We start from the raw sequence: 26,265 nt of genomic DNA on the forward strand, positions 1-26,265 counted from the left end.
TATGCGTAAATTTCTTTAACGCTTGTTTATGTTTTCTTAAGATTACGTAACTTACTATACAGAGAAACTATGAATAAGAAAATGAACGAGTTTGAATACGTCGCATTTTGTGTAATTAATTTACTATAACTCCTTTAAAAGTGTTCTACAGGCTTTTTAAGACGCTTTAGGGATGATATTTTCTCTGATATGTTTTTCTACTTTACTAAAGAACTCCTCGTTTTTATAGGGCTTTATCATAAAGTCATTAAAACCAGAATTAGGCTTTAGGATCGTAGCAATGGTTTCTGAGGTGTCTGTAGCACTCAAAGCAATAATAGGAACATGTATATCAAGTTCTCTAATAAGCTTTGTAGCTTCCATACCACCCATATTTGGCATATTGAGATCCATCAAAATAAGATCATAATCGTTTTTCTTTACCATATTAACAGCTATTTGACCATCACAGGCTATTTGTGAATTATACCCTTTGGTTTTTAAAATGTTTTGGGTAACGATCTGATTTATTTTGTTGTCTTCGACTATTAGTATATTATATTCATTGGTATTGATGTATACAACAGGGTCTTTTTTGCTTCTTTTTTTAGAAACAACTTTATGATTGGCGTCTATCTCAAAACTAATTGTAAAATAAAAGGTAGACCCTTTACCTTCGGCACTTTCTAATTGGATCTCGCCTCCGTGCAAATGAACTAGGTTTTTGACAATATGTAACCCTAGACCCGTGCCAATACTATGATCCTTAGAGTTTGCCTGGGTAAACTTATTAAAGATGGTTTCTTGTTTATCCAAAGGAATTCCTCTTCCGTTATCTTTAATTTCAAAAGTAATTTCGACAGTATTATCTGTAATGACTGGGTTAACAAAGTTTAACCATATGTTTCCGTTCTCGGTAAATTTGTTGGCATTACTAATAAGATTAATAAATATTTGAGATAGTCTTACAGGATCACCAATAAGTCTATGAGGAATTGTAGGATCAAAATTGAGATGAAATGTATTACCATTTTTTGTTGTTTGGTACTCAAAAGAATTTTTAATATCGTCAGCAAGGTTTCTAATATTATAACTGGTAGCCTCTAATTGTATCTCATAAGATTCCATTTTGGTTACCTGTAATACATCGTTGATTAGATTTAATAAATGATCTGCAGAAAACTTCATTAATTTTATAAACTTATAATCTTCTTTGTCTTTTATACGTTCTAATAAAATAGAGGATAATCCAATTACCCCATACAAAGGAGTTCTTAGTTCATGACTCACAGTAGATATAAATTTTGTTTTGATTGCCGCCAGACGATCAGAATTTTCTTTTGCTATCTTAAGTTGTTTGTTTTTAATGGCAAGAGATTTACCAAGAATCTTAGTTTGTCTATGATTGTAAATAAAGAAACAGAAAAATATTAAACATAAAATAAGTAACGAAAGTGTGAATATAGATATGTTTTTAGATTTTTCAGCTTTTTTGGTTTCTATTGTAGTTTTTTGTTCACTTAAATAAAGATGTTTTCTATATCGATTAGCTTCTTTTTTTTCTGCATCCAAAGCAATTTGATGATGTTTTGTATATTTTTTTAGAATAGCATATGCCTTACCCTTTTCACCAGTTTTCACTAATAAATTTTCGTGTTTTTTATAAATCACCATTGCTTTTCTAAAAAGGTGATTTTTTTCGGCTAGGTCGGCTGCCAATTCATAATGTTTTATTGCTTTGCCATATTCTCTTTTATGATAGTAATATTCTCCATAGTTTGTATAGGTCGTGACTAATTTTTCGGGTAATGTTTGCTCATGCTCAATAAAATATTTCTTACATTTTTGTAATAAAAGAAATGCTTTATTGTATTTTTTGATCTTGATATATATAGATGCCAAATTTAAGGCTAGAATATGATGAGAAGTTTGATCTATACCACTGCGATTCTCGTAAATGTATTTTATCTTTTTAAGAGCTCTATTAGGCTTGTTAAAGCCATGTAGGTATGCTAAAGCAATGTTGTTGTTTATTTTTATAGCTATTTCAGGAAAATCATCAAGTTGTTTTACATATAATTCAGCGATTTTATAGTTCTTTATAGCTCCTTTATAATACTTATTAGTATAATAAATTTTGCCAAGGGTATTATATGAATATGCTTTTAAATGATACTTTTGTTTGGAACCGAATTTCTCTGAGATATCAATTATTGTTTCGATAGTTTTGATAGCGTTAACCCTTCCCAATAAAGTAAAGTGGTTTTCGGTATATTTAATAACATTTTCTAACTCAGAAAATGTCATTTCTTCATACTGATATTTATGTTGCGTATATACATTTAAAGAAAATAGATAAAGGCATATCAGTAGAATGCAGTGTTTACGAATTTTTGCGTTCTTCATTTTCAATATAGTTTTGGGGTATTTAAATATATAAAAAAAAATACATAAATTCGTTAAAATGTTATTTTGATAACATAAAAAGCATATATAGTATATATTTCACTATGTTTTATTAGGAAAAAACTTACATTTTATTGAAATATAATATTTGATACAGTTAAATAACGTTTTATGATAGATTCTAAGATGTTTTAGGATTGTAATTATTTAGTTTGACGAGACATTCGTTAGAAATGTTATATTAGTTGCTAAATAAAAATTACTTAAATTTTTTAGTTTGTATGAAAAAGCTATTTCGATATTTCATAATTATAGTTATTCTGCTAGTAGCACTATTTTACTTTTATGTTAAGTTTCTGGGTGCAAAAGAAGGAGAACAAGCACCAGATTTTCAAACTACACTGATAGATGAAACATCGTTTAAGCTATCTGATTTACAAGGTAAATATGTGTTATTAGATTTTTGGGGATCATGGTGCCCCCCTTGTAGAAAAGAAAACCCTAAGCTAGTAGAATTGCATAAGAAATATGCGAATAAATTAACAATTGTTACCGTTGCGTTGGAGAAAGATTCCATATCATGGAAAAAAGCAGCTCAAAAAGATGGTTTTGTATGGAAAAACCAAATTGTTCATCAGAATAAGTTTGTGTTACTTTCGCCCATTGCACGAGCATATGGTGTTACAGAAATACCTGCAAAATTTTTGATTGATCCAAACGGTAAATTGAAAGGTAAGGTTTCGTTTACAGAAATAGAAAAGATACTTTCAGAAAATTAGAATAAAATGTTTTTATAAAAAATTAAGCTTTGATGTAGTCTTTGTATTCTAAAAAAAAGGTTTCTAGTTTGTCCATATGCTGATCTAAAAATATCATTGTGTCATTCCAGGTACTTTTATTATGAATGCTTACCTTGGGTAGTTCGACATAGAGCCTGGATATTACTTTACCATTCTCCAATTCATATGATTCTTCAAAGATTATGCTTTCCAAAAAATTAGTACTTATGATCGCTTTTAAGCTTAAGAACCTATCATAATAATAAGCCCTTATTAACTTATCATCGGGCTCTATATCAATAGACACCTGAGCTTTTTTTGTAGTGAACGTAAATTTTAAAGTGACATCTTTAATTTTGGTGTTATACAGTAACCATTTTCTTGGGTATTCTTTTCCAAAAGTAGTCCAAAATTCCTGTCTTATTTTTTTAGAGTCCTCTTTACTAAACATAACTAGACAATATATGCAACCCCTGTGGCCAACAAAATAACTAACAATTTGGTGATGTTAAACTTATGGCCTTCGTTATTTTCAAATAATATAGTCGTCGAAACATGCAGAAAGATACCAATAACTATAGCTGTAATCTCTTTATAATAGTTTTGCAACATACTTAATGATTCTGCCAGAAACGTTCCTAGAGGGGTCATTAAGGCAAACAGAATTAAAAACAATATTATATACGGTTTCTTAATTTTGGTTTTAAACAAGAAAGTGGTTAAGATCATTGCAATCGGAATCTTGTGAATAATAATCCCAATCAAAATATCATCGTTATGATGAATAGGAAAACCTTCTAAGAGTGCGTGGATTCCTAAGCTGGTAAATAGCAATAGAGGGATTTGATTCGATTTCTTATCTAAATGAACATGCCCATGTTCTGCTCCTTGAGAAAAATATTCAAGTACCTTTTGTAATAAAATACCAATCATAATCCATACTCCAGTGCTTTTAGAGTTAGGATTGTCTTCAAAAACTTCGGGTAATATATCAAAAATAGTAATGGCTAATAAAAAAGCACCACTAAATGCAAGTAGTAATTTTAAACTCTTTTGATTATTTGGTTTAAAAACAAGAACTACAAGAGCTCCTATAACCACCGCTATTATTGATAATAAATAATTATGCACTATTGAAAAATTAATATGAGTCTTGGTGATGTATTTTTGCTAAACTTTTTGAGTTTATAGTCGCCAAAAACATCTAGTAAATTTATATTGGCTTTTTTGAAATAGTTTTCAAAGTCATTCAAGGTAATAGCTTTTACACGTTCTGTATAAAAGAAATCTTCATCATTGTCTCTAAATTTTATTTCCTTATAGATATATCCTTCCTCATAAAACCTCTTAATGTTAAAAGTAATAGTACCTATGGTTTTTACTTCTTCAGCTACCAGATTGTTAATCACAAGATCAACATTCATAAAGTCAATAATTCCAAATCCATTTTCACGAAGACTTGATTTCATTGCAAGCAATGTTTTTAGGTTGTCCTCTTCTTTATCAAAATATCCAAAGCTAGTGAATAGATTAAAGATAGCAGAAAACTTTTCAGGATATGGTTTACTCATATCATGCACCGTAAACTTTAAGGAATCATTTTCGAATTGCGATGCATATTGAATACTATTTTTAGATAGGTCTGCACCTATTACATCAAACCCTAGGGTGTTTAAGTAGATACTATGGCGCCCTTTTCCGCAGGCCAAGTCTAATACTTTTTCCCCTTTTTCGAGACTTAAGTAATTTGTGATATTGTCCATAAAACCCTCGGCTTCTAAATGATCTCGGTCCTTATATAAAATATGATAATAAGGTGTATTGAACCAAGAGGTATACCACATTATTGAATCTTTTAGCATAGAGCGCAAAATTAATGTATTTTTGCGGTTTAATTGTAGAAGTTGTTTAAAGTTTTTATTCTAGTTGTATAGAAGCTCTGGATAGTTTTAGATAGAAAACAGATATAGTGGGCGATTCGTTTAAAATGGTAGCCAAAACCCTTTTTGGTTTTGAAGAAGTTCTGGCAAAAGAACTTAGAAATTTGGGAGCACAAAAGGTGCAAGTAGGAAACCGTGTAGTAAGTTTTTATGGGGATATAGGGTTTATGTATAAAGCAAATCTTTGTTTAAGAACAGCGGTAAGAATTTTAAAACCAATTACGTCTGGTAAGGTAAAGAACGAAAATGATTTATATGCCTTTATTCAAACTGTTAATTGGAATGAGTATTTAGATGTTAATGATACTTTTGCAATCTATGCTACCGTAAATTCAACCTTGTTTAATCATTCACAGTTTATTGCCTTAAAAACAAAAGATGCGATTGTCGATAAATTTAGAAAAGAAACAGGTTCAAGACCTAGTGTCGAATTAGAACATCCTGATCTTACAATCAATATTCATATTCAACAGGATATATGTACGGTTTCTTTGGATAGTTCTGGTGGATCTTTACATCACAGAGGGTACCGTACAGCAACAAATATTGCTCCTATTAATGAAGTGCTGGCGGCAGGTTTATTACTGCTTTCGGGATGGGATGGCCAATGTGATTTTTTAGATCCAATGTGCGGTAGTGGTACGATGGCTATCGAAGCAGCAATGATCGCATGCAATATACCAGCAAATTTGAATAGAAAAGAATTTGCTTTTGAAAAATGGCTGGATTGGGATATGGATTTATTCGAGAAAATAGAAGAATCCTGTCTTAAAAAAACTAGAGATTTTCATCATACTATTATAAGTATGGATAAAGAAGCTTCAACCGTTCGTAAGGCAATTACAAATGTAAAAAATGCCAATCTGGAAGATTTTATTAAAATAAAAGAAGGAGATTTTTTCGAAAGTACTAAAGAAACAGAAGGGCCTCTTCATATGACGTTTAATCCTCCTTATGATGAACGATTAGAGGTCGATACTGAAGAGTTCTATGAAAGAATAGGAGATACCTTGAAAAAACAATATCCAGGTACAAACGCATGGTTTATAACCGGAAATCTTGAATCTTTGAAACATGTTGGTCTTCGGCCATCAAGAAAAATAAAAGTTTTCAATGGTAAGTTAGAAGCGCGATTGGTTAAGTATGAAATGTACGCGGGCAGTAAAAGAGCTAAATTTCAGAAATAATTACTAGCCGTTTGTAGCATCTAATTTTCTTATTTCTTTTTCTTAAAAAACGGAATAAGATAACTTATAGAATATCCGTAACCAACACCGATACTGCTAAAATCGTTGGTACGTCCAAATCCAGGGATATATAAATTGTCAAATCTGTCTGGCGTTTTTTCACTTACCAGATTTCTTAGAGATAAGTTAGCTCCCATATAAAGATTTTTAAGTGTCTCTACTTTGATTCCAAAAACGAATTCGATCCAGCTGGCATTTAGGCCTTTGGATTCTATTTTGTCATTGACTTCACTTACTCCAAAGTAATTAGTGTCTGTAAAAATGGTATAATCATTTAATGTCTGATCAAAGGAAGAAAAACCATAGCGTAAACCTACATAAATATTATTTTGCATTCCATACCAATTCTTATAAACATTATAGTCAATACCAGCTCGTATATAGTTTCCTGATGCTTTAACATTAATGTTTTCTTCATCCCTTATAAAAGATTCGTTTCCTATTTCTGCGGCAAGGTAAAAATCTTTATAAAATCTATAGTCTCCTACAATTTCGAATCCAGTGTAATTTTCATCTAGTGTAGAACGAATAAGTTTACTAAGATCAATACCCGCTCTAACCCCATACTTTTCTGATGGAGGAAGCGTGTCTTGAGCGGTTACTTTGGTATTTTCCTGAGCATAAGAGCTAAAGGTAAGTAATAGACTAATGAAAAATAAGTACGTGCGCATTGCTCTCATCGGTTACGTTCTCTCTTTGTATGGTTATATTTTTAATCCAGCTGCCATCATCTCCAACTACAGGTGGTGATATTGTGATTCCCTCATAATTCACTTTAAAACCGCATGCACTACTTACATACTCCTCGACAGGGGTGTATTGAATGCTTATAACATCTGTATTGGTTGTGGTTTCCTCGTTAGTAGTGTCTGAGTCAATAGTCAATTCATAGTCTGTAACAGAGACATCATTTTTAAGCGGAATTAAAATAGAATCCCGAACACTACCTATTGGGTAAATATCATCAACCCCAACTGCTTTTACTTGTAATTCTGATGGGGCTTTTATCTCTGTACCATTTTCTACATCGATAAATTTAATGATTAGTAAAGGAGTAGTGGGGGTATCTTCTGCACAAATATCATCTCGTTCACAACCCATATTAAAAGTAATAACCAAAATGATAGTTGCTAGAAGTGATATGTTTCTGAGTATGCTCATATAATTACCGTTTTTCAAGTAATACAACGTTTTCTACGTGAAATGTTTGCGGGAACATATCTACAGGTTGCACTTTACTTACTTTGTATACTTCATCTAATAACGCCAAATCTCTTGCTTGCGTTGCACTATTACAACTAACATACACAATTTTTTGAGGAGAAATATGTAATAACTGGGCAACTACATCTTTATGCATACCATCTCGTGGCGGATCTGTAATGACCACCTCGGGTTGACCATGTTGCTCTATAAAGTCTGTAGTAAATACCTTTTTCATATCTCCTACATAAAACTCTACATTGTCGATAGTATTGCGTTTGGCATTTTCTTTGGCATCTTCTATAGCTTCAGGAACTGCTTCTACACCAATTACTTTTTTTGCTTTCTTGGCAACAAATTGTGCAATAGTACCTGTACCTGTATATAAGTCATATACCAACTCTGATCCTGTAAGGTCGGCAAAATCACGAGTTACTTTATACAGTTCATACGCTTGTTTAGAATTGGTTTGATAAAAAGATTTTGCATTAATCTTAAAACGCAAACCTTCCATCTCTTCTTCTATAAAATCTTTTCCTTTATAGCAGATAATGTTCTGATCATAAATAGTATCGTTACCTTTACTATTAATAGTATATTGAAGCGAGGTAATCTCTGGAAACTCATTGGCAATATACTCTAGCAACAAAGTTCTTTTCTCTACATCTTCATGAAAAAACTGCACCAAAACCATTATTTCTCCAGTCGAGGCAATACGAATCATGAGCGTTCTTAAAAAACCATGTTGATTTCTAGCATTGTAAAACGAAAGATCATTTTCTGTAGCAAATGCTTTTACCTTATTTCTAATAGCATTACTAGGATCTTCTTGAAGGTGACACTTATCAATATCTAGAATTTTATCCCACATACCCGGGATATGAAATCCTAGCGCATTTCTATCTTTAATTTCAGAATCACTTTGAATCTCATCAAGAGTAAGCCAACGGCTATCACTAAACGAGAACTCCATTTTATTTCTATAAAAGAACTGATCTTCAGAGCCTAGAATGGGCATAACTTCTGGGAGTTCGATTTTACCTAACCTAGTTAGATTATTAACGACCTCTTGTTGTTTAAAAGCTAGCTGATGCTCATACCCCATAAACTGCCATTTGCAACCTCCACAAGTTCCAAAATGAGAACAAACGGGCTCTGCACGTTTATCTGATAAGCTGTGAAAAGCTGTAGCAGAACCTTCATAGTAGGCTTTACGCTTTTTGGTAGTTTGTATATCAACTACATCTCCTGGTACAGCATTATTAATAAATATAACTTTTCCGTCAGGTGCTTTGGCAATACTTTTCCCTTTAGCTCCTGCGTCAATTACTTCGATATTTTCGAAGACTTGTCTTCTTTTTTTTCTTGCCATAGCGCAAAAATAAGAATAGAAAGCATATACTTATAAATTATTCAATATATCTTATCGAAAAAGACGTAAAAAAATGAACCTATTTGTTATTTCTTCGTCTATACTATAAAGATCGGTATGAGATCCTCTAATAAGGTATTTGATGCGCTTCTGGTACTACAATGTCAATCCGGAAATGAAAGGGCAATATCACTTCTTGTCAAAAGATGGCATATAAAACTATGTAAACAAGCATATTGGTACACTAATGATATAGAAGTGTCAAAAGATATTGCTCAGGATAGTTGGAGTACTATTTTCTTAAAAATTAATAATTTAAAAGACCCAGATTGTTTTGGGAGTTGGGCATTAACCATCGTTACCAGAAAAGCGCTTGATTGGTATCGTAAACATAGTAAAGAGGTAGCGTTTTATAATGAGTATAAACATCAGGTTAAAGAAAAAAGTACAGCTATCAATGAAGAAGAGAGTATCTATAAGGTATTGAAACATTCGATAAGAGCATTATCTCAAGAACAACAAATAGTATTAAACCTTTTTTACCTTGAAGATTATAGTATTAAAGAGATAGGGGAAATCATACAAGTACCTGCAGGAACCGTTAAATCTCGGTTGTTTAAGGCTAGAGAAAAATTAAAACTAATTTTAAAAAACAAAAACTATGGACAATAAAATCAAAGATATTGATAAACTAATTAAGGAAACATTAACCGAGGAAGAAGCAAAATTTTATGATGAGTTGGATGAACAGAATTTGTTTGGAATGTTTTCTGGCGTGTTTAAAGGGAAATTAAAAAAAATCATGGTTTTAATGACTTTTGTAAACTTGATCATATTTGGATTATTGATCTATTGTGCTTCGCAATTTTTTAATGTTCAAGATACAAACGAGCTAATAAAATGGAGTGTTGGGTTGATTCTATGTGTAGTTTTTCATTCTATGATCAAATTATATACCTGGATGCAGATGGATAAAAATGCAATGTTAAGAGAAATTAAACGATTAGAATTGCAAGTATCCTCATTAGGAGGAAAAATATCCTAAGTAAGATTTTAGAGAGAAGCTTATATTTAGTAATTTGCGAGCAACTTTTTTGGGATGATTTCTCTCCTGATTAATGCATCAAAGTAGGAATCGAAAAGTTTTATTTTAATACGTTTTACAATGGCAATTTTAGAAAAAAAGTCATCAAAGGAGTTAATTGAATTAGAGGACAAGTATGGAGCTCATAATTATCACCCATTACCTGTTGTTTTAAGCAAAGGTGAAGGAGTATATGTTTGGGATGTAGAAGGCAAGAAATATTATGATTTCTTAAGTGCGTACTCTGCAGTAAACCAGGGTCATTGCCACCCTAAGATTGTAGGAGCTATGGTAAACCAAGCTCAGACATTAACATTAACTTCTCGAGCATTTTATAATGACAAATTAGGAGAATATGAGAAGTTTGCTACCGAGGTTTTTGGTTATGACAAGTTATTGCCAATGAATACGGGTGCAGAAGCTGTAGAAACGGGTTTGAAACTATGTAGAAAATGGGCATACGAGAAGAAGGGGATTCCAGAAAATGAAGCTCAAATTATTGTATGTAAAAACAATTTTCACGGTAGAACCACAACGATTATATCATTTTCTAATGATCCTGTTGCTAGAAAGAATTTTGGACCGTTTACCAATGGATTTATAAAAATAGATTATGATAATCTAGAGCAATTAGAAGAAGCTATTAAGGGTAATAGCAATGTTGCTGGATTTATGGTAGAACCTATTCAGGGAGAAGCAGGAGTATTTGTTCCTTCAGAAGGATATTTGGCAAAAGCAAAAGAGATTTGTGAAAAGAACAATGTATTGTTTATTGCAGACGAAGTACAGACAGGAGTTGCACGTACCGGTAAATTACTAGCAGTTAATCATGAAGATGTTAAACCAGATATCTTAATTTTAGGAAAAGCATTAAGTGGTGGAGCATACCCTGTATCTGGGGTATTGGCAGATGATCGTATTATGGAGGTGATCAAGCCGGGAAACCACGGTAGTACTTTTGGAGGGAACCCTGTTGCAGCTGCAGTTGCGGTTGCTGCTCTAGAAGTAGTAAGAGATGAGAAGCTTGCAGAAAACGCAGAAGAACTAGGTCAGTTGTTTAGATCAGAAATAGGGAAATACATAGAAAATTCTAATATCGCTACTCTGGTAAGAGGTAAGGGATTATTAAATGCAATTTTGATCAACGATTCTGAAGATAGTGATACGGCATGGAATATCTGTGTAGCGCTTAAAGACAATGGTCTTTTGGCAAAACCAACACATGGTAATATCATTCGGTTTGCACCACCATTAGTAATGAACAAAACACAATTATTAGAATGTGTAGAGATCATTACCAATACATTAAAAGAATTTGAGAAGTAAGAGTATTTGATTTACTCTAATAAAAAAACCACCAATAGGGTGGTTTTTTTATTAGACAATGTTTTTAAACTCTTTAATACTGTTTCATTATTTCGTAAATTGTTCCTATTCCTAATATACCATATAAGAAAATAGAAAAAATAGAATAAATAAAATAAAGGATACTTAACACAAGCCCTATAATTGCTAAAATTTTACCTGTTTTTACGTTTTGAAGACCAGTGTGTGAATATAACTCTAGATTTTCATTATACACTGTGGTTGCTTTATTTGCCATAATGATCGTTACAATACCGAAAATAATACCAGGTATACCATAGCAACAGCAACCAAGAATTGACAAAATACCAAGAACAAGGATTACGGTAGAATTAGGTAGTGTTTGTTTTTCCATAATTTGGTTTGATTAGTTAGTGCTAATATAAATGTTATTTTTTTTACCGGGTTTATGGAGCCAAATAGCAAAAGGGTTGGGATGATATATTTCTAAGAATCCAAAATATAATGATGATTACTCCAATAACTATTGGGGTTTTGGGATGATTAAGGTAATTATAGTACCCTTTGTTAAAATAGGTGTTTACACCTTTAATAATTAGATTATATAGGATAGAAAACAAACCAATTACATAAAGTGCATTATAATTGATGGTTTCTAAAAGGTTAAAGTGTAATAGTTGGTGTAATGCACGTTGACTACCACAACCGGGGCAATACAACCCTGTTACACTATAAAAAGGACATTTAGGAAAAATCCCTTCTATAGTTGGATTATAAAAATAGTATAGGCATAGTATGATAACGAATACTATGCCTATGCCAATATGTTTAATCTTCATTAATATCCTGAACTACCACTTAACATTGCCAATCCACCAGTTACAAATGTGAAAATAAGGACCCCGATTATCCAAATTATTCCTGCAATAAGACCATATTTTGCCCATTTTTTTGCACTAGCAGATGCTTTATTAGCTTCTTCAAAGTTTCCTTGTTCAAATTCAGAATTTACTTTAGAAGCGTTAATAATACCTACAATCCCTAGGGGGAGGCAACAAAAAATTGTTACTAGGATAGATTCTACTAAATAATTTTTGGGTCTTTCTTGATTAGTTTCCATAATATGAATCGATTTGTTAAAAAATAATTTTCATTTTGATGATGTAGCTTACTACTATCGTAAAAGCAGTGCTACTTATTAAGGTAATTCTGATCGTTTTGTCGTGTTCGAATTGCATAAAAAAAGTACTTCCCAGATATAGAAGCAATAATATAAGAGGATAAATAGCGGGGTACATATAAAAGGCACCTATAAAATCTCCTTTTAGAAGTAGTGCCATAGATCTTTGCATTCCACAACCCAAGCAGTCGATACCGAAAAGTTTTTTGTTAAGGCATGGGAGCATGTATTTTTCCAAAAGCAAAGTGTTACAATTCTTGTATGCAATATACATAATACAACTTGTATTTTGAATTTACCTTAAAAAAAAAAGATGATTTTTTTTATACATAATAAATAAGAAAATCAAAGAATTGCCATTACAATAGTTTTCTTTTGAAAAGAAAAGGAAAGTAAGTGAGAGGTATTTATAGAATAAAAAAATAGGGTAAATACAAGCTATTTACCCTATTTTCTTTTAGATGAATTATGTTAGGGTTATGCCCAAACACATCTTCCGTTACCCATGCAATATCCGTAATCGCAGAACTCTCCTCCATGAGGAAAACGAATGCAACATCTTCTTGGGCCACCACAGTATACTCTGTTTCCCCAAGAACCTTTAATTTCCTGTTGCTCTTCTTTTGATAATTGCTGGATTCCTTTCAGGTTTAAGATTTTTTTCATTGTGTGAATTTTAGTTATAATTAAATTGTGTAATATTACGGTATTACTTTAAAGTTTTTTTAATACAAAATACATCCTCTCCAGCCAAGACAACGTCCCGGTTCGCAAAAACTCTGATTACCAAAGCTGATACGACATCCATTACCATTAGGACAACAACCTATATGATACCCAGCCCCTTTGATGCTTTTTTGTTCTTGCTTGTTTAATTTTTGAACTCCGTTTAGGTTTAAGATTTTTTTCATTGTTTGTGCTATTTAAATTAGAATTAAATATACTGTAAAAAACTGTATATCAGATACGTATAAACCATTTAATACTTGTGGTTTTGTAGTGGTTCGGGTATTTTTTCTATTAAATTCATCTTTGGTATAACGATTGCACATTAGATATGGTAAACTTTTATAGTTATCTCGTGTTTGAGATGGGGTAAAGAAGTAAAGCAGGTAATGATTTGATAACATTTTACTTAAATAGGATTGGTTAAATAATTATAGTTTCGAAAACACAAATTATTCTTAATCAACCTTAATTAAAGATGAAAAGCATACTATTTTTACTTATTACGATTCCGATACTTGGTTTTAGTCAAGTTCCGCCGTATTATTCAAATGTAAATTTAAACTTGTCTGGGACAGCTCTTAAAAACGAGCTGGCTAATAAAGTAACAAGTACACATACTAATTTTCTTAGCTATACTCCTGGTGTTTGGAATGCATTAAAACAAACCGATGTAGCCCCTTCTAATACGTCAAAAGTTCTTTTAATTTATGGCTATAATGATGTAGATGCAAACACTACCAATGATAGAACTAGAGGAATTAATAATAATGGAGGAGGAACAGGAGATTGGAACCGGGAACATGTGTATCCAAAATCATTAGGGAATCCTAATTTAGGAACATCTGGCCCTGGAGCAGATGCACATCATTTGAGACCATGTGATGTACAACGCAATTCATCCAGAGGTAATAGAAAATTTGGCGATGGAAGCAGTAATTCTGGAGCCACATCTCAAGGTCATTGGTATCCTGGCGATGAATGGAAAGGAGATGTTGCCCGTATTATGATGTATATGTACATTAGATACGGAAACCGTTGTTTGCCTAAAAATGTTGGGGTCGGGGTTACGAACACATCAGATGGTAATATGTTAAATCTGTTTCTAGAATGGAATGAAGAAGACCCCGTTTCTTCTGTAGAGTTACAACGAAATCCAATTCTTGAAAATTTACAGGGTAATAGAAATCCGTTTATAGATAATCCTGCGTTCGCAACTCAAATTTGGGGAGGTCCACAAGCAGAAGACAGATTTGGCAATATAGGCGGAGGAGATACACAAGCGCCTACAATTCCTGGTAATATAACGACATCTAATACTACACAAACAAGTACATTCATTTCCTGGAGTGCGTCAACAGATAATGTAGGAGTTACAGGTTATGAGATATATAGAAATGGAGGACTTCTGGGTACAACTGCTACGACAAGTTATACTATTTCGGGATTAACACCAGATACGACATATTCTTTTTTTATTAGAGCAAAAGATGCAGCAAATAATAGGTCTGCCTCTAGCAATACTATACAGGTAACGACTCAATCATCTACCACTGGTGGAAATGCAAGCGGTTTGTTTTTTTCAGAATACATAGAAGGGTCATCTAACAATAAAGCATTAGAAATAGCAAATCATACAGGAGCATCTATTAGTTTATCTGCATATAGTATTAAGAGGCAGACCAATGGTTCTGGTTCTTGGTCTTCAGCTTTAAACCTTACAGGAACCCTGGCAAATGGTCAGGTATTCGTTGTGGCAAATAACTCTGCATCGTCTACGGTAAAAAATAAGGCAGATTTGACATCTAGTGCTGCGACAATGACTTTTAATGGCAATGACCCTGTCGGATTGTTCAAAAATGGCACGCTCATCGATATCATTGGGGTTTTTAATGGAGGTTCGTCAAACTTTGCCAAAGATGTTACATTAAGAAGAAAGTCAACCGTAATATCTCCTACAGTATCTTATACATCATCAGAATGGGATTCTTTTTCTCAAAATACATTTGATAACTTGGGAAATCATACTTTTGCTGGAGGTAGTTCTGGAGGAACAGATAATACCTCATTACAGTATTGTTTGTCAAAAGGAAATACAGTTGATTTTGAATATATAGACTATGTTGAGATTGGAAATGTTTCAAATACAACAGTAGCAAATGAAGGGTATGGTGATTTTACATCTCAGGTAGGAAATTTAATAATAGGAACAAATACTATTAAAGTAAGTGCAGGTTTTGCGAGCAGTTCTTATCCCGAGAATTGGGCGGTTTGGATTGATTTTGATCAAAACGGAACTTTTGATTCGTCAGAAAGAGTAGTGAATAGTACTTCTTCAAGTTCAAATATCCTGATGTTTAATTTTAATATTCCTTCTACCGCAAAAAATGGAGCTACAAGAATGAGGGTTGCTATGAAATGGAATGGGGTACCGACTCCTTGTGAAACTTTTGGGTATGGAGAAGTAGAGGATTATACGGTAAACATAAATGCATCATTAGCTAGGTCAAAAAATCAATTAAAGGGTAATAATGAACTCCAAGACAAAGAATATTCAATAAAAATACACCCAAATCCTGCTTCAGGTTTTATTCAAATAAGCATGGAGACAAAGGATCATACTTTTGATCTTAATTTCATTTTGACTGATATACATGGCAATAAGGTTAGATCAGGAAAAATATCTGAGGCTATTATTTCACTAGAAGGACTACTTTCGGGTCTGTATGTACTCCAAATTATAGATAAAAATCAGAATATATTAGAGAAAAAAGTTTTGATAAAGAACTAATTTTTTTCATATCAGATTGTTATATAAGGCGATATCTTTTAGTGTTTGATCTAGAAGATATCCCTTAGTTTATATTTATTTCTAATCATATGGACAAGGAGCAATGTAGATAAAAAGGTCTGTATATGCATTGTTGATAATGCCTCCTTGAGACGCAATAAAATTATGATGTAATTCTATTATCCAAAGTATAATTTGATGGGTAAAATGGATAAGGGTTGTCTAAGGATAACGGATCATAGAACCAAGATTTTTTTTCAAGAGGCACCGAAAATGATACATCAATGTTATAACCATTGGGATAAAAACTTTTCATATCTATAAAAGTCTTGTTTTTAAAATCATTTATATCAATAGCGACGTTATCTAGCGACACGTATTTTTTTTCAGTGTCATTGTTAATTTGTTGATTTGTTGACCAGAAAAATTGAGATGAATTGTTTTTTTGTCCAAAAGAAAGAAAACTCATTATACCAAATAGTGCTACTAAAAAGGACCTCATAGATGTTTGATTTATAGATTCTTTTTATAATTATCAAAAACTATGCTAGAAATATTTTTTTAATCACGTTACTTATGTATTGTGGATTTATGGTGTGATATTATTTATTGTAGTATTTTTGGTCGTACTAAAAATAATGTAATGAATTCAATAGACTGGAAAACTGCAAAAGAATATCAGGATATCACCTATAAAAAATCAAACGGAATTGCCAGAATAGCATTTAACAGACCCAATGTTCGAAATGCTTTTAGACCGCAAACGACAAGCGAATTGTATGATGCATTTTATGATGCGCAAGAGGATACTTCGATAGGGGTGGTATTGCTATCTGCAGAAGGTCCTTCAACAAAAGATGGAGTGTATAGTTTTTGTAGTGGTGGTGATCAGAAGGCAAGAGGACATCAAGGGTATGTAGGCGAAGATGGAATGCATCGATTAAATATTCTGGAAGTACAACGACTTATCAGATTTATGCCAAAGGTCGTGATTGCTGTGGTACCTGGTTGGGCAGTAGGAGGAGGGCATAGTTTGCATGTGGTTTGTGATCTTACATTAGCCAGTAAAGAACACGCTATTTTTAAGCAAACAGATGCAGATGTTACTAGTTTTGATGGTGGGTATGGATCTGCTTACCTGGCAAAAATGGTAGGACAAAAGAAAGCACGTGAGATCTTTTTCTTAGGAAGAAATTACTCTGCACAAGAAGCGTATGAAATGGGGATGGTTAACGCTGTGATTCCTCATGCAGAACTTGAAGATACTGCGTATGAGTGGGGACAAGAAATCCTGGAAAAATCTCCAACCTCTATTAAGATGCTTAAATTTGCTATGAACCTGACCGATGATGGTATGGTAGGACAGCAGGTATTTGCGGGAGAAGCTACAAGGTTGGCATATATGACAGAAGAGGCAAAAGAAGGACGCAATGCATTTCTTGAAAAAAGAAAACCTAATTTTAAGGATGTTAAGTGGATTCCTTAAAAATTTGAAGTATAATATTTGTAAAAAAGTGCTTTTCTTTTTAGAAAAGCACTTTTTTTATAGTCTAAATTCATAGGGGTTTTATATAGGAATATTCCCTATTTACAATTATCATAGCCATGTAACTAAGTTATATGTCGTTAAAATTGTACATTAATCTAATTATGTAGTTCTCTGTGTTATAGATGTTTTTTATTTGGTAAATTTATTTTTTACTTTAACATTTATTACACTAACATCGATCAGAATTTACTCATAAAAAATATTTTTATGTATGTATTAAGAGGTCGATATGTCTGATAAATAAAGATGGTAAATACTAAAGAAAGTGGAAAAATAGACTAAATACGATTTATTAAATGAATAAGAAGGAAGAGGAGCTTTTATCGATGCATTATCAAATTGAGAAAACTGATATAAAGCAACAACGATTTGAAGATCAGTTAAGGTCTATTTCTAATGATTTAAAAAGAAGTAAAAAAATACGGAATTACTATTTTGGTTTTATCATATTTTTGATCTTGTTTATTGCTGGAGGAAGTCTTTTTTTTATGAAAAGTGAAAAAGGTTTGTCACTAGGCACCAAGAGCCCTAAAAAACAAGATGAAATAAAACAACTGTTAATAGCAAATGATTCTTTGCAAAGAGCATTAGATAGTCTTAAACGTATTGTTCAGAATCAAGAAAAGGGGCTTGTAAAAGATTCTATAGAAAAAGGTTATATCGATGGCGATACTATTTTAGAATCACTTACTACATTCTCAAAAGATAGTTTGGATAGCAAAAAAAAGACAAAGAAGAAAAAACTAGATAGAAAACACTGTTATATTCATAAAGCATATAGGAGTAATGATGCTATTTTTCTTGAAGTAGATGTTATAGAGTATTATGAAGGTAAGAAAGCAGTAAAAAAAGCAAGGGAATATGGTAAAGCAGAGTACGATATAGATAATAATGGCGATACATTGTATTTTTTGTATAATAATTATTATATTCATAATCAGAGTTCTAGGTCAGTAATTTTAGAATTAGATGAGAACGCAAGAGTAAAAATTGAAAATATTAACCAAATTTCTAATGGTTTCTCACTAAAAGCGTTACAAAAAATAATACTAGATAGACCAATATTGATCTTAGAAGTTGATGACGGCATAGTGCATAAGATAGTGCAGCAAAAGTTACCTTAAAACCTATTTGAGAAAAGCTAGTTTTAATTTTTTAATGGTCTGAATAATAGAAATTTTAGAATAGCTTGGTATTTTAAAAGTATGAATAATAACTCAACCCCCCGTAACAATGAAGTCTATTAAGGATGAAGATCTTTTATACTTACATTATCAAATTGAGAAAGCAGAAGTTAGACAGAAAAAACTTGAAGATCTTCTAGAAGAAAAATCAGAAGAATTAAAGAAAAGGAAGAAATCGAATAGATTATTTAGGTTAGTTTCCTTAGTTTTTTTTCTGGTTACTGTTTTTTTGGTGACCAATGCATTTAACCTTAAAAAATCTTCTTCAGATAGAGCGAATGAGAAAAGTGAGCTTTCTATGGTAAAAGAAAAGTTGGCTTCTACTCAAAAAGGATTACAAGATTTACAAAAAAAGAAAGATGATTTAGAGAAGATTAAAGATTTATACCTTTATAGAAGTTTAATTAATAAGGATACTATATATTCTGTTCAACTAAAGGCTTTTAGTTCTAAAAATGTACCTGCTATTTCAGAAAAATTCACCAACGCTCTTATTTATAGTGATACTTCTTTGTATAAAATGAGTTTGGGTATTTTTGAAACCTTGGCAGAAGCTCAAGATTTTAGAAAAGCATTAATTGGATCTGGGTTTGACAAAAGGATTTTTGTAATCTCTTATAAAGATGGTAAACGATTAAAAATTGAAGAATTTTATTAGTATAACTGTACTTTGTATTAAACTCATTACTTTAATCTAAACATGGCGGTATATTACGTTCTTAGAGCTGTCATTGCAATTTGGTTCACCTACATTAAGTATACCTCCTCTTTTTAAGATGATTAATTGTGATTTTTTGATGGTTTTTACGTTTTCCATTTGTGTTAAAGTAAGAATTGTATTAGATACAGCTTTGGTTTAATGAAATTTAAAAGATAGAAAGTGTGAAAATTTAGGTTTTTGAAATGCAAAAACTGGGTTAAAAAAATAATATAGAAAAGGGAGGTTAGCGTAGTTAAATAAAATGTACTGTGTTGATAAGTAGAGGAGTAATTCTAAAAATAAATATTGTCACCTGTATAATGAATATTGCAGATAGGTTAAAAAATTGCTAAACTTATTTTGACCTAAAATAAGTGACAATATATTTTTGTTATAGGAAGGATATTATTAAAAACGCAAACTTTTATGTCAATATTAGCAGAAAAAAAAATAGATTCCTTAGGATATCAATCTTATATGGAAGAACAGGCACTGATAGAAACTGTAAGGGGCCAAGTAAAAGAAACTATAAAAGAGCAAATGCTCGAGGTATTAAAGGATTTTTTTCCGTACCACCCTAAATGGGACTCATTATCTAATTATAAGCCTAACAATGCAGGAGCAAGAGAAATTAGACTTGCCAAAACATTAACCAGTTGGAATGGTAATAGCTTACCTAGATACCCTACAGGAAATCCTGAAATTACCATTTTGAAATATATTGTGCAGCCTGGGACAAAACTGGATATACATAAGCACCCTGTTATTAGTGCTGGTTATATAATCAAAGGAGAATTAGTGATAATTAGTGAAGCTAACGAAAAACTACATTTAAAAACAGGAGATTCTTTTGTAGAGCTTGTTGATACCTGGCACTTTGGCCAAAATGAAAGTGAAGAGCCAGTAGAGATTGTTGTTTTTTATGCTGGAGTAGAAGGAACTTCGATTACCACCCATAAAGAAAAAGAGATTAAAAACGGACACTCTTTTAGGTATTAGAACGAATAAAGATTTATTAGTTTTTTTGTCGCTCCAAAATGCCTTTGCATAAATTATATGTGTACCCCCCCCGATAAAATAATTATGTAGGATTTTATCTCTGCAACTATTAGGCAAGCAGATTTATCATTAAAAACCTATAAAATTATCTAAGCTCAGGATAATCTGTTGGATTAAATTCGTGCATTATTTCGTATACCTTTTCGAATATATCTTCTGCAGATGGTTTACTAAAATAATCTCCGTCCGTACCAAAAGCAGGTCTATGCGCTTGCGCACTTAATGTTTGTGGTTTACTATCTAAATATTGATATATGTTTTGCTCATCTATTAGCTTTTGTAACATATAACCTGTAGCACCACCAGGAACATCTTCATCTATAATTAAAACCCTATTTGTTTTTGCAATACTCTTTACAATATCATGATTTAAATCAAACGGAATTAAAGACTGTATATCTATTACCTCACAATCTATCCCAACAGATAATAATTCTTTTGCTGCTTGTTCTACTAAGCGTAGTGTAGATCCATAAGACACCAATGTAATATCTGTTCCTTCTCTAACAGTTTCGACTACACCTACCGGAGTTCTGATTTCGGATAAATTGGTAGGCATTTTTTCTTTTAACCTATATCCATTAAGACATTCGATAATGATTGCTGGTTCATCACTATCCATTAATGTGTTATAAAAACCTGCAGCTTTGGCCATATCTCTAGGCACAAGAATGTGAATTCCTCTTAATAAATGGATGAGTCCTCCCATTTGAGAGCCCGAATGCCAGATTCCTTCAAGCCTATGACCACGTGTTCGAATAATAAGTGGAGCCTTTTGCTTGGCAAATGTTCTATAGCGCAAAGAGGCTAAATCATCACTAAGGCCTTGTATGCAATAGAGAATATAGTCAAGGTACTGAATCTCGGCAATTGGGCGAAGACCTCTTAATGCCATACCAATTCCTTGTCCTATAATAGTAGCCTCACGAATACCGGTATCTGCTACTCTAATTTCTCCGAATTTCTTTTGAAGTCCTTCAAGACCTTGGTTAACATCTCCAATTTTTCCACTATCTTCTCCAAAAATAAGTGATTCGGGTATCCTATTAAATAATGCTTCAAAATTATCTCTTATAATAACCCTACCGTCTACCAATTCTGGGTTTTCTGGATATTGTGGCTTTACTTCTTGAATAGCGGTAACTTTTGATTCAAACTCGCTATACAGATGAGTACTATATTTTGCTTGGGTAATTTTCATATAGTTGTTTACCCAATTTTGAAGTGTTGTTTTTTCTACAAAACTTTCTTTAGTAAGATATCTTAAGGTTTTTCTTGTTGCTTCTAAAATATCTTTCCTTATAGGTTCTTCCTTCTCTTCTAAGGTTTTAATAAAGGGTGCTATAAAACTCGCATTAGCGCTTTTATCTGTAATAGATTTTAGGATGGTAAGGGCTTCGTTTTGTTCAGATTTGATTTCAGAGATATAAGATGCCCACGCTTCGTTTTTACCTGTTCGAACTTCTTTTTTTGCTGTCTTTTCAAATTCTAATAATTCTTCTGGAGTGGCAATATTATGTTCGATAATCCACTCTTTAAACTTTTTGTTGCAATCATACTCACGTTCCCAATTTAGGCGTTCTTCACTCTTGTATCTTTCGTGAGATCCAGAGGTAGAATGCCCTTGTGGTTGCGTTAATTCTTTTACGTGGATAATAACTGGGATATGTTGTTCTCTAGCTAGTTTTTCGGCTTTTTCATAAACATCTATTAAAGAAGCATAATCCCAACCATTTACACTATATATTTCATATCCTTCATGTTCCTTATCACGTCTAAAACCTTCAAGAATTATCGAAATGTCTTCTTTGGCCGTTTGGTCTTTTGCATGTACAGAAATACCATATTCGTCATCCCAAATGCTTATCACCATTGGTATTTGTAAAACCGCTCCAGCATTTACAGTTTCCCAAAATAACCCTTCACTGGTACTGGCATTACCAATAGTACCCCAGGCAACTTCGTTCCCATTAATCGAAAAATTCGATAAATGGGAAACACTTTTTTCATTTCGATATACTTTGGATGCTTGAGCTAGTCCCACCAATCTTGGCATTTGTCCTGCCGTAGGAGAGATATCAGAGCTAGTATTTTTCTGCTTGGTTAAATTTTTCCAACTTCCATCTTCATGTATACTATGCGTTGCAAAGTGTCCACCCATTTGCCTTCCTGCAGCGTAAGGTTCTTTTTCTATATCGGTATGAGCATATAAGCCAGCAAAAAATTGTTCTATGCTATATTCATCAATGGCCATCATGAAAGTCTGATCTCTGTAATATCCAGATCTAAAATCTCCATCACGAAAAACCCTAGCCATTGCAAGTTGAGGTAGTTCTTTTCCTCCACCAAAAATTCCGAATTTTGACTTACCCGTTAATACTTCACGTCTACCTAATAAACTACATTCTCTACTTGTCAATGCAATTTTATAGTCTCTAAGTATTTGACTTCTATATTCTTCGAACGAAATGTTAGATGAAGTAACGGTTTCAGGCTGCATGTGAACTATGTTTTAGTGCTAGCAAATTTAGTTAAAAAACTGACCAATTCCAAGGCGGAAAGTATTAAATAGATTAAACATTTAGCAATTAAAACGTGGATTCTTTATGAAATTACTTTTTTTTAGTTAAATATTAGTGTTTGTTTGTGAAATACTCAAAAGGTAAGAAGCCATTTTGTGTTGTTGGTTGTAGGAACCATTCTGTAGGTATATTTATTTTAACTCTTAAGAGGTAATATGCGTTTTTAATTAGAAGAAAGATGTTTACAAAAGCTCTTGAATCTTGAAAAGATGAAACACAAAGAATTTTAGTTTTTTAATACCATTCTCGTGTAAAAAGGCCTAGTAGCGTTTCTGGACTTAGGGTAATTATAAATCTAATTTGTTCGTTGTAATTGGGTTGAGAAATTTCCCATCCTTTATTAGAAACAACAGGGAAAAAGATTTCGAAATAATCAGCAACAAGACTTAATCGCACTCCTGCGTCAAATACATATTTTGGGGATATATTTTCGTTTTTAACAATTCCTACATCTCCATATGCATAAATCCATTTCCAGATATTCGTATTGGCATTAAGGGTTGTTATCCATTGATTGGCAAAAGCATATTGAAGTTTGGATTTAAAACCTCCTTCTGCAAGTATAATTTGCTGACTTACAAGTCCCGTGTCTTCACTTCGCCCCAAGTAGTTATAATCAAATAAATAATCTGTAGGCCTGTCTAGAGCAAAGCTAAAGAAGTTTCCATCTTTTGAGGTGTCATTAAAAACAAAAGCCCCAGCAAATAATCGTAAATTTAATTGACGATTATTAAGAAATAATTTTCTGTAATTAATGGTCGTAGAAAGCTTACTAAAGTTTTGTGAAATTTGATAGTCAATATTGTATCCTAAAAAATTTGTAAGATTAAAATCAGAATAACGATATCTGGTGCTAAATACATTATAATTGGGAGTTACGACAGGGTTTTCTTCGTCTTTTTCTCTAAAAACGTGAATGTTTCTAAAGCTTAGACTTTGCCTCTTATTTGACCTCAGGTCTTTAGGCCTGTATCTAAAACTAAATGAGGATGAAAAACGCTTGAATAAGAGGTCGGGTGCATAACTAAACATACTACCATTTACTCCATATTGTATCTGATATAATCCATGCTCTGCTATTTGATGTCTATTGGAAACAGAGGCAGACCCTAATAGTTTTCGGGATTTAAATCCATATGCAGGAGATATTCTGTAAACAAAATTTCTTCTGATGATTGATTTGTTGTAAAATTTAGAAGCAATAGTAAACCCATCATAGACATTAAACTCCATTTCTGGAATAAAGAATATCTGGTGATATCTTGGGTCTTCTACATCCTGTAAAAATCTAAATTGAATAGGTTTATTAAAAATCCATTTAAGGTTTTTGTAATTGTTGCGCCTGTTTACTTCTGGGATATTTTGTTCATAATCCAATACTAGTTTTCGTATCCCATTTCTGGCAATTTTGACTTTCTTGGTTTCTTCGATACCCATCACCCATGTTTTAGAAACAACTTCCTTCTTTTTTAAACCAAAAAGTGATACCGGCATAGAATTATTGCCTAAATTTTTTATAGTAACTTCTAATGAGTCTTTTGTTTTTTTAACCGATTTTATTTTAAAATCTAATTTTTTGTTAGTCCCTACATAATCATTAAAAAACCAATCTACATTTTTAGGAGCTAAAGCTTTAAGGATTTTTTCGTAATCCTTAGAGGTCGAATATTTTAAATTATTTTGAGTATAAAAATCTTTGATACTTTGGTCAATGAGCTGATCATTTTCCAAATAATCTTTTAGATAGTTTAATCCGATCCCTGCTTTATATGCATTCGCAATATTTTTATTAAACTTTACCAATTTATCCTGAGGCATAGATAATGGCTGATCCAGAAATAATCTGGCCATATTCTTATACCCTAAAAAGTACTGATCGTTGAAGTCTAAATCTGCAATATGAAACCATCTTATACCGATAACTTTACTTAATTTACCTATGATTTTCATGTCTGGATAATACTTTTCGGTATACGACATCATCAGATATATATGTAAAGCATCTCGTAGCCAGATATCTTCTCTGGGGTTAAGAATAAGTGTCTTTTTTAAATAATTCTCTGTTATTATTTTTAATTGCTTTATCTCATGCTGAAATCCATCTGGAAAAGGGCGTACAATATCAGGCAATTGATTCAATCCATAAACAGGATTATTTTTGTAATCTGCTTCAGAAATTACAATTTTGTCAAAAGGATACGGACCAAGTTTATCTTGTAGAAAGTTTAAAATTCTGTTGATGGCTACAGATTTCATTTTTGGTAACAAGTCATCGCCATTTATATCACTGCTAAATTGTATGTCGTTACTTAATGAAAAATCGTAAAAGGAAAGTCCTTGTTCTAAATATAAATTAACTTCTGTTCTATTGTTTCCTAAGAGTTGTATAGTTTTTTTAAGACCATTTTCGAGAGATGTAGTATTTTGCTCTTTTAGATCACTTATCAGTTTGTATCCTACTGGTATTGTAAAATTAATTTGATAATTCATTAAAGGAGCATAGAGATCATCCAGATTTTTATGGCTATAGATATTCCATTTGGTGTCATATACGGCAGGGAGTATGTACCAATATTTTAGGTTGAAATTACCATTGTCAAGATATCCGTATCGGGTAAATTTTGCACTGGGTAATTTAATTTGATATTTTAAAATAAAGGTTTTCTCTTCTCCTGGATATAAAGGAGTAGTGGGGGTAATCCAAAATATATCCTGAGCTTCTGGGTCACGTTTCCACTGAAGAGGATTGAGTTTTTTATCAGTGATGTTTTGAATGATAGTACGTCCTATTTCTTCTTCTTTTGAAAAATAAAACTTTTTTAAAAAATCTTCGGCAAACCTTTTCCCTAAAGGAGTGGTTTTGTTAGAAAAACTATTGGCCCAATCATGAAAATATATTTTGGCAAGTGTATCGTTAGATGAATTACTATAGGTAACCTCTTGCGTTATTGTCAAGATCTTTTTTTGAATATTCAAATCTGCATTCATACGCATGTCATGCTGCGCAAACAACGTCTGTAATGCAAAAAAGATAACAACAAAATGATATATTCGTATATTTCTCAACTTATATTTTCACGTTAAAAAGTTCTATGATTAGAACGTTAAACAAACAATAGTCCCTACTGCTTTTTGATTATTTCAACCTAAAACAATAG

26 protein-coding genes are annotated in these 26,265 nt (G+C 32.2%); 10 read left to right on the forward strand and 16 right to left on the reverse strand.

What is annotated here, in order from left to right; genetic code table 11:
- Nucleotides 1-156: 156 nt before the first annotated feature.
- Nucleotides 157-2,385: a tetratricopeptide repeat-containing hybrid sensor histidine kinase/response regulator gene (locus ABW636_RS21055; protein WP_367592072.1), complete on the reverse strand. Its 2,229-nt coding sequence runs from the start codon at nt 2,383-2,385 to the stop codon at nt 157-159.
- A gap of 281 nt (nt 2,386-2,666) precedes the next feature.
- Between ABW636_RS21055 and ABW636_RS21060 the strand changes: the two genes are divergently transcribed.
- Entirely contained in the window at nt 2,667-3,164 is a 498-nt protein-coding gene (locus tag ABW636_RS21060; protein ID WP_367592073.1) for a TlpA family protein disulfide reductase, read from the forward strand.
- A 22-nt stretch (nt 3,165-3,186) separates the two neighbouring features.
- On the opposite strand, the gene ABW636_RS21065 is transcribed toward ABW636_RS21060, so the two are convergent.
- From ABW636_RS21065 to ABW636_RS21075, 3 genes are read right to left on the reverse strand one after another with little or no spacing between them, the layout of a single operon-like run.
- The gene (locus ABW636_RS21065) at nt 3,187-3,615 is read right to left on the reverse strand and encodes a DUF4268 domain-containing protein (protein WP_367592074.1); all 429 of its coding nucleotides are present in this window, start codon (nt 3,613-3,615) and stop codon (nt 3,187-3,189) included.
- Nucleotides 3,616-3,617: 2 nt separating this feature from the next.
- Entirely contained in the window at nt 3,618-4,295 is a 678-nt protein-coding gene (locus ABW636_RS21070; RefSeq protein ID WP_367592075.1) for a ZIP family metal transporter, read from the reverse strand.
- Nucleotides 4,295-5,026 (reverse strand): class I SAM-dependent methyltransferase, encoded by a 732-nt coding sequence (locus tag ABW636_RS21075; RefSeq protein ID WP_367592076.1) that lies wholly within the window; start codon nt 5,024-5,026, stop codon nt 4,295-4,297. Before ABW636_RS21075 ends, ABW636_RS21070 begins: the two co-directional genes overlap by 1 nt.
- 125 nt (nt 5,027-5,151) lie before the next feature.
- Between ABW636_RS21075 and ABW636_RS21080 the strand changes: the two genes are divergently transcribed.
- A complete protein-coding gene (locus ABW636_RS21080; RefSeq protein WP_367592101.1) occupies nt 5,152-6,291 on the forward strand; it encodes a THUMP domain-containing class I SAM-dependent RNA methyltransferase in 1,140 nt (379 codons plus the stop codon).
- Between the two features lie 29 nt (nt 6,292-6,320).
- On the opposite strand, the gene ABW636_RS21085 is transcribed toward ABW636_RS21080, so the two are convergent.
- Genes ABW636_RS21085 through rlmD form a run of 3 tightly spaced genes read right to left on the reverse strand, consistent with a single transcriptional unit; the run spans nt 6,321 to nt 8,926 of the window.
- Nucleotides 6,321-7,022, reverse strand: coding sequence for a DUF6048 family protein (locus ABW636_RS21085; protein ID WP_367592078.1), 702 nt, complete (start codon nt 7,020-7,022; stop codon nt 6,321-6,323).
- Nucleotides 6,997-7,512: a DUF6452 family protein gene (locus ABW636_RS21090; protein ID WP_367592079.1), complete on the reverse strand. Its 516-nt coding sequence runs from the start codon at nt 7,510-7,512 to the stop codon at nt 6,997-6,999. Before ABW636_RS21090 ends, ABW636_RS21085 begins: the two co-directional genes overlap by 26 nt.
- 4 nt (nt 7,513-7,516) lie before the next feature.
- On the reverse strand, nt 7,517-8,926 hold the full coding sequence (rlmD, locus tag ABW636_RS21095) for a 23S rRNA (uracil(1939)-C(5))-methyltransferase RlmD (RefSeq protein WP_367592080.1): 1,410 nt from the start codon (nt 8,924-8,926) through the stop codon (nt 7,517-7,519).
- Nucleotides 8,927-9,043: 117 nt separating this feature from the next.
- On the opposite strand from rlmD, the gene ABW636_RS21100 reads away from it, so the two are divergent.
- The 3 genes from ABW636_RS21100 to rocD all read left to right on the forward strand — a co-directional run bounded on the left by ABW636_RS21100 (nt 9,044) and on the right by rocD (nt 11,336).
- Nucleotides 9,044-9,598: an RNA polymerase sigma factor gene (locus tag ABW636_RS21100; RefSeq protein ID WP_367592081.1), complete on the forward strand. Its 555-nt coding sequence runs from the start codon at nt 9,044-9,046 to the stop codon at nt 9,596-9,598.
- Nucleotides 9,588-9,971 (forward strand): DUF6768 family protein, encoded by a 384-nt coding sequence (locus ABW636_RS21105; protein ID WP_367592082.1) that lies wholly within the window; start codon nt 9,588-9,590, stop codon nt 9,969-9,971. Before ABW636_RS21100 ends, ABW636_RS21105 begins: the two co-directional genes overlap by 11 nt.
- 120 nt (nt 9,972-10,091) lie before the next feature.
- Nucleotides 10,092-11,336 (forward strand): ornithine--oxo-acid transaminase, encoded by a 1,245-nt coding sequence (rocD, locus tag ABW636_RS21110; RefSeq protein WP_367592083.1) that lies wholly within the window; start codon nt 10,092-10,094, stop codon nt 11,334-11,336.
- Between the two features lie 73 nt (nt 11,337-11,409).
- Here the strand turns inward: rocD and ABW636_RS21115 are convergent, their stop codons facing one another.
- The 6 genes from ABW636_RS21115 to ABW636_RS21140 form a co-directional block, all read right to left on the reverse strand.
- Entirely contained in the window at nt 11,410-11,730 is a 321-nt protein-coding gene (locus ABW636_RS21115) for a CCC motif membrane protein (protein ID WP_367592084.1), read from the reverse strand.
- Between the two features lie 52 nt (nt 11,731-11,782).
- Complete coding sequence (locus ABW636_RS21120; RefSeq protein WP_367592085.1) at nt 11,783-12,175, reverse strand: DUF2752 domain-containing protein; 393 nt, start codon at nt 12,173-12,175, stop codon at nt 11,783-11,785.
- Nucleotides 12,175-12,456 carry a CD225/dispanin family protein gene (locus ABW636_RS21125; RefSeq protein WP_367592086.1) on the reverse strand — a complete coding sequence of 94 codons (282 nt, stop codon included), beginning with the start codon at nt 12,454-12,456 and terminating at the stop codon, nt 12,175-12,177. Before ABW636_RS21125 ends, ABW636_RS21120 begins: the two co-directional genes overlap by 1 nt.
- A 16-nt stretch (nt 12,457-12,472) precedes the next feature.
- Nucleotides 12,473-12,790, reverse strand: a complete 318-nt coding sequence (locus tag ABW636_RS21130) for a DUF2752 domain-containing protein (protein ID WP_367592087.1) — start codon at nt 12,788-12,790, stop codon at nt 12,473-12,475.
- Between the two features lie 203 nt (nt 12,791-12,993).
- A complete protein-coding gene (locus ABW636_RS21135) occupies nt 12,994-13,182 on the reverse strand; it encodes a hypothetical protein (protein ID WP_367592088.1) in 189 nt (62 codons plus the stop codon).
- A gap of 59 nt (nt 13,183-13,241) precedes the next feature.
- Nucleotides 13,242-13,427, reverse strand: a complete 186-nt coding sequence (locus ABW636_RS21140) for a hypothetical protein (protein WP_367592089.1) — start codon at nt 13,425-13,427, stop codon at nt 13,242-13,244.
- Nucleotides 13,428-13,720: 293 nt separating this feature from the next.
- Here ABW636_RS21140 and ABW636_RS21145 point away from each other — a divergent pair, with 293 nt between their 5' ends.
- A complete protein-coding gene (locus tag ABW636_RS21145; protein WP_367592090.1) occupies nt 13,721-16,033 on the forward strand; it encodes an endonuclease in 2,313 nt (770 codons plus the stop codon).
- 163 nt (nt 16,034-16,196) lie between these two features.
- Here ABW636_RS21145 and ABW636_RS21150 read toward each other — a convergent pair whose 3' ends face one another.
- Nucleotides 16,197-16,535: a hypothetical protein gene (locus ABW636_RS21150; RefSeq protein ID WP_367592091.1), complete on the reverse strand. Its 339-nt coding sequence runs from the start codon at nt 16,533-16,535 to the stop codon at nt 16,197-16,199.
- A gap of 141 nt (nt 16,536-16,676) precedes the next feature.
- On the opposite strand from ABW636_RS21150, the gene ABW636_RS21155 reads away from it, so the two are divergent.
- The 4 genes from ABW636_RS21155 (at nt 16,677) to ABW636_RS21170 (ending at nt 20,465) form a co-directional block, all read left to right on the forward strand.
- Nucleotides 16,677-17,519, forward strand: coding sequence for a 1,4-dihydroxy-2-naphthoyl-CoA synthase (locus ABW636_RS21155; RefSeq protein ID WP_367592092.1), 843 nt, complete (start codon nt 16,677-16,679; stop codon nt 17,517-17,519).
- 359 nt (nt 17,520-17,878) lie between these two features.
- Nucleotides 17,879-18,706 carry a hypothetical protein gene (locus ABW636_RS21160; protein ID WP_367592093.1) on the forward strand — a complete coding sequence of 276 codons (828 nt, stop codon included), beginning with the start codon at nt 17,879-17,881 and terminating at the stop codon, nt 18,704-18,706.
- 109 nt (nt 18,707-18,815) lie between these two features.
- Nucleotides 18,816-19,424 (forward strand): hypothetical protein, encoded by a 609-nt coding sequence (locus ABW636_RS21165; RefSeq protein ID WP_367592094.1) that lies wholly within the window; start codon nt 18,816-18,818, stop codon nt 19,422-19,424.
- Between the two features lie 468 nt (nt 19,425-19,892).
- Nucleotides 19,893-20,465 (forward strand): cupin domain-containing protein, encoded by a 573-nt coding sequence (locus ABW636_RS21170; protein WP_367592095.1) that lies wholly within the window; start codon nt 19,893-19,895, stop codon nt 20,463-20,465.
- A gap of 145 nt (nt 20,466-20,610) precedes the next feature.
- On the opposite strand, the gene ABW636_RS21175 is transcribed toward ABW636_RS21170, so the two are convergent.
- Both ABW636_RS21175 and ABW636_RS21180 read right to left on the reverse strand, forming a co-directional pair.
- The gene (locus ABW636_RS21175; RefSeq protein WP_367592096.1) at nt 20,611-23,025 is read right to left on the reverse strand and encodes an alpha-ketoacid dehydrogenase subunit alpha/beta; all 2,415 of its coding nucleotides are present in this window, start codon (nt 23,023-23,025) and stop codon (nt 20,611-20,613) included.
- A 316-nt stretch (nt 23,026-23,341) separates the two neighbouring features.
- Nucleotides 23,342-26,173 carry a gluzincin family metallopeptidase gene (locus tag ABW636_RS21180; RefSeq protein WP_367592097.1) on the reverse strand — a complete coding sequence of 944 codons (2,832 nt, stop codon included), beginning with the start codon at nt 26,171-26,173 and terminating at the stop codon, nt 23,342-23,344.
- Nucleotides 26,174-26,265 lie beyond the last annotated feature (92 nt).

Source organism: Aquimarina discodermiae (genome assembly GCF_040786235.1).
Classification (GTDB): domain Bacteria; phylum Bacteroidota; class Bacteroidia; order Flavobacteriales; family Flavobacteriaceae; genus Aquimarina.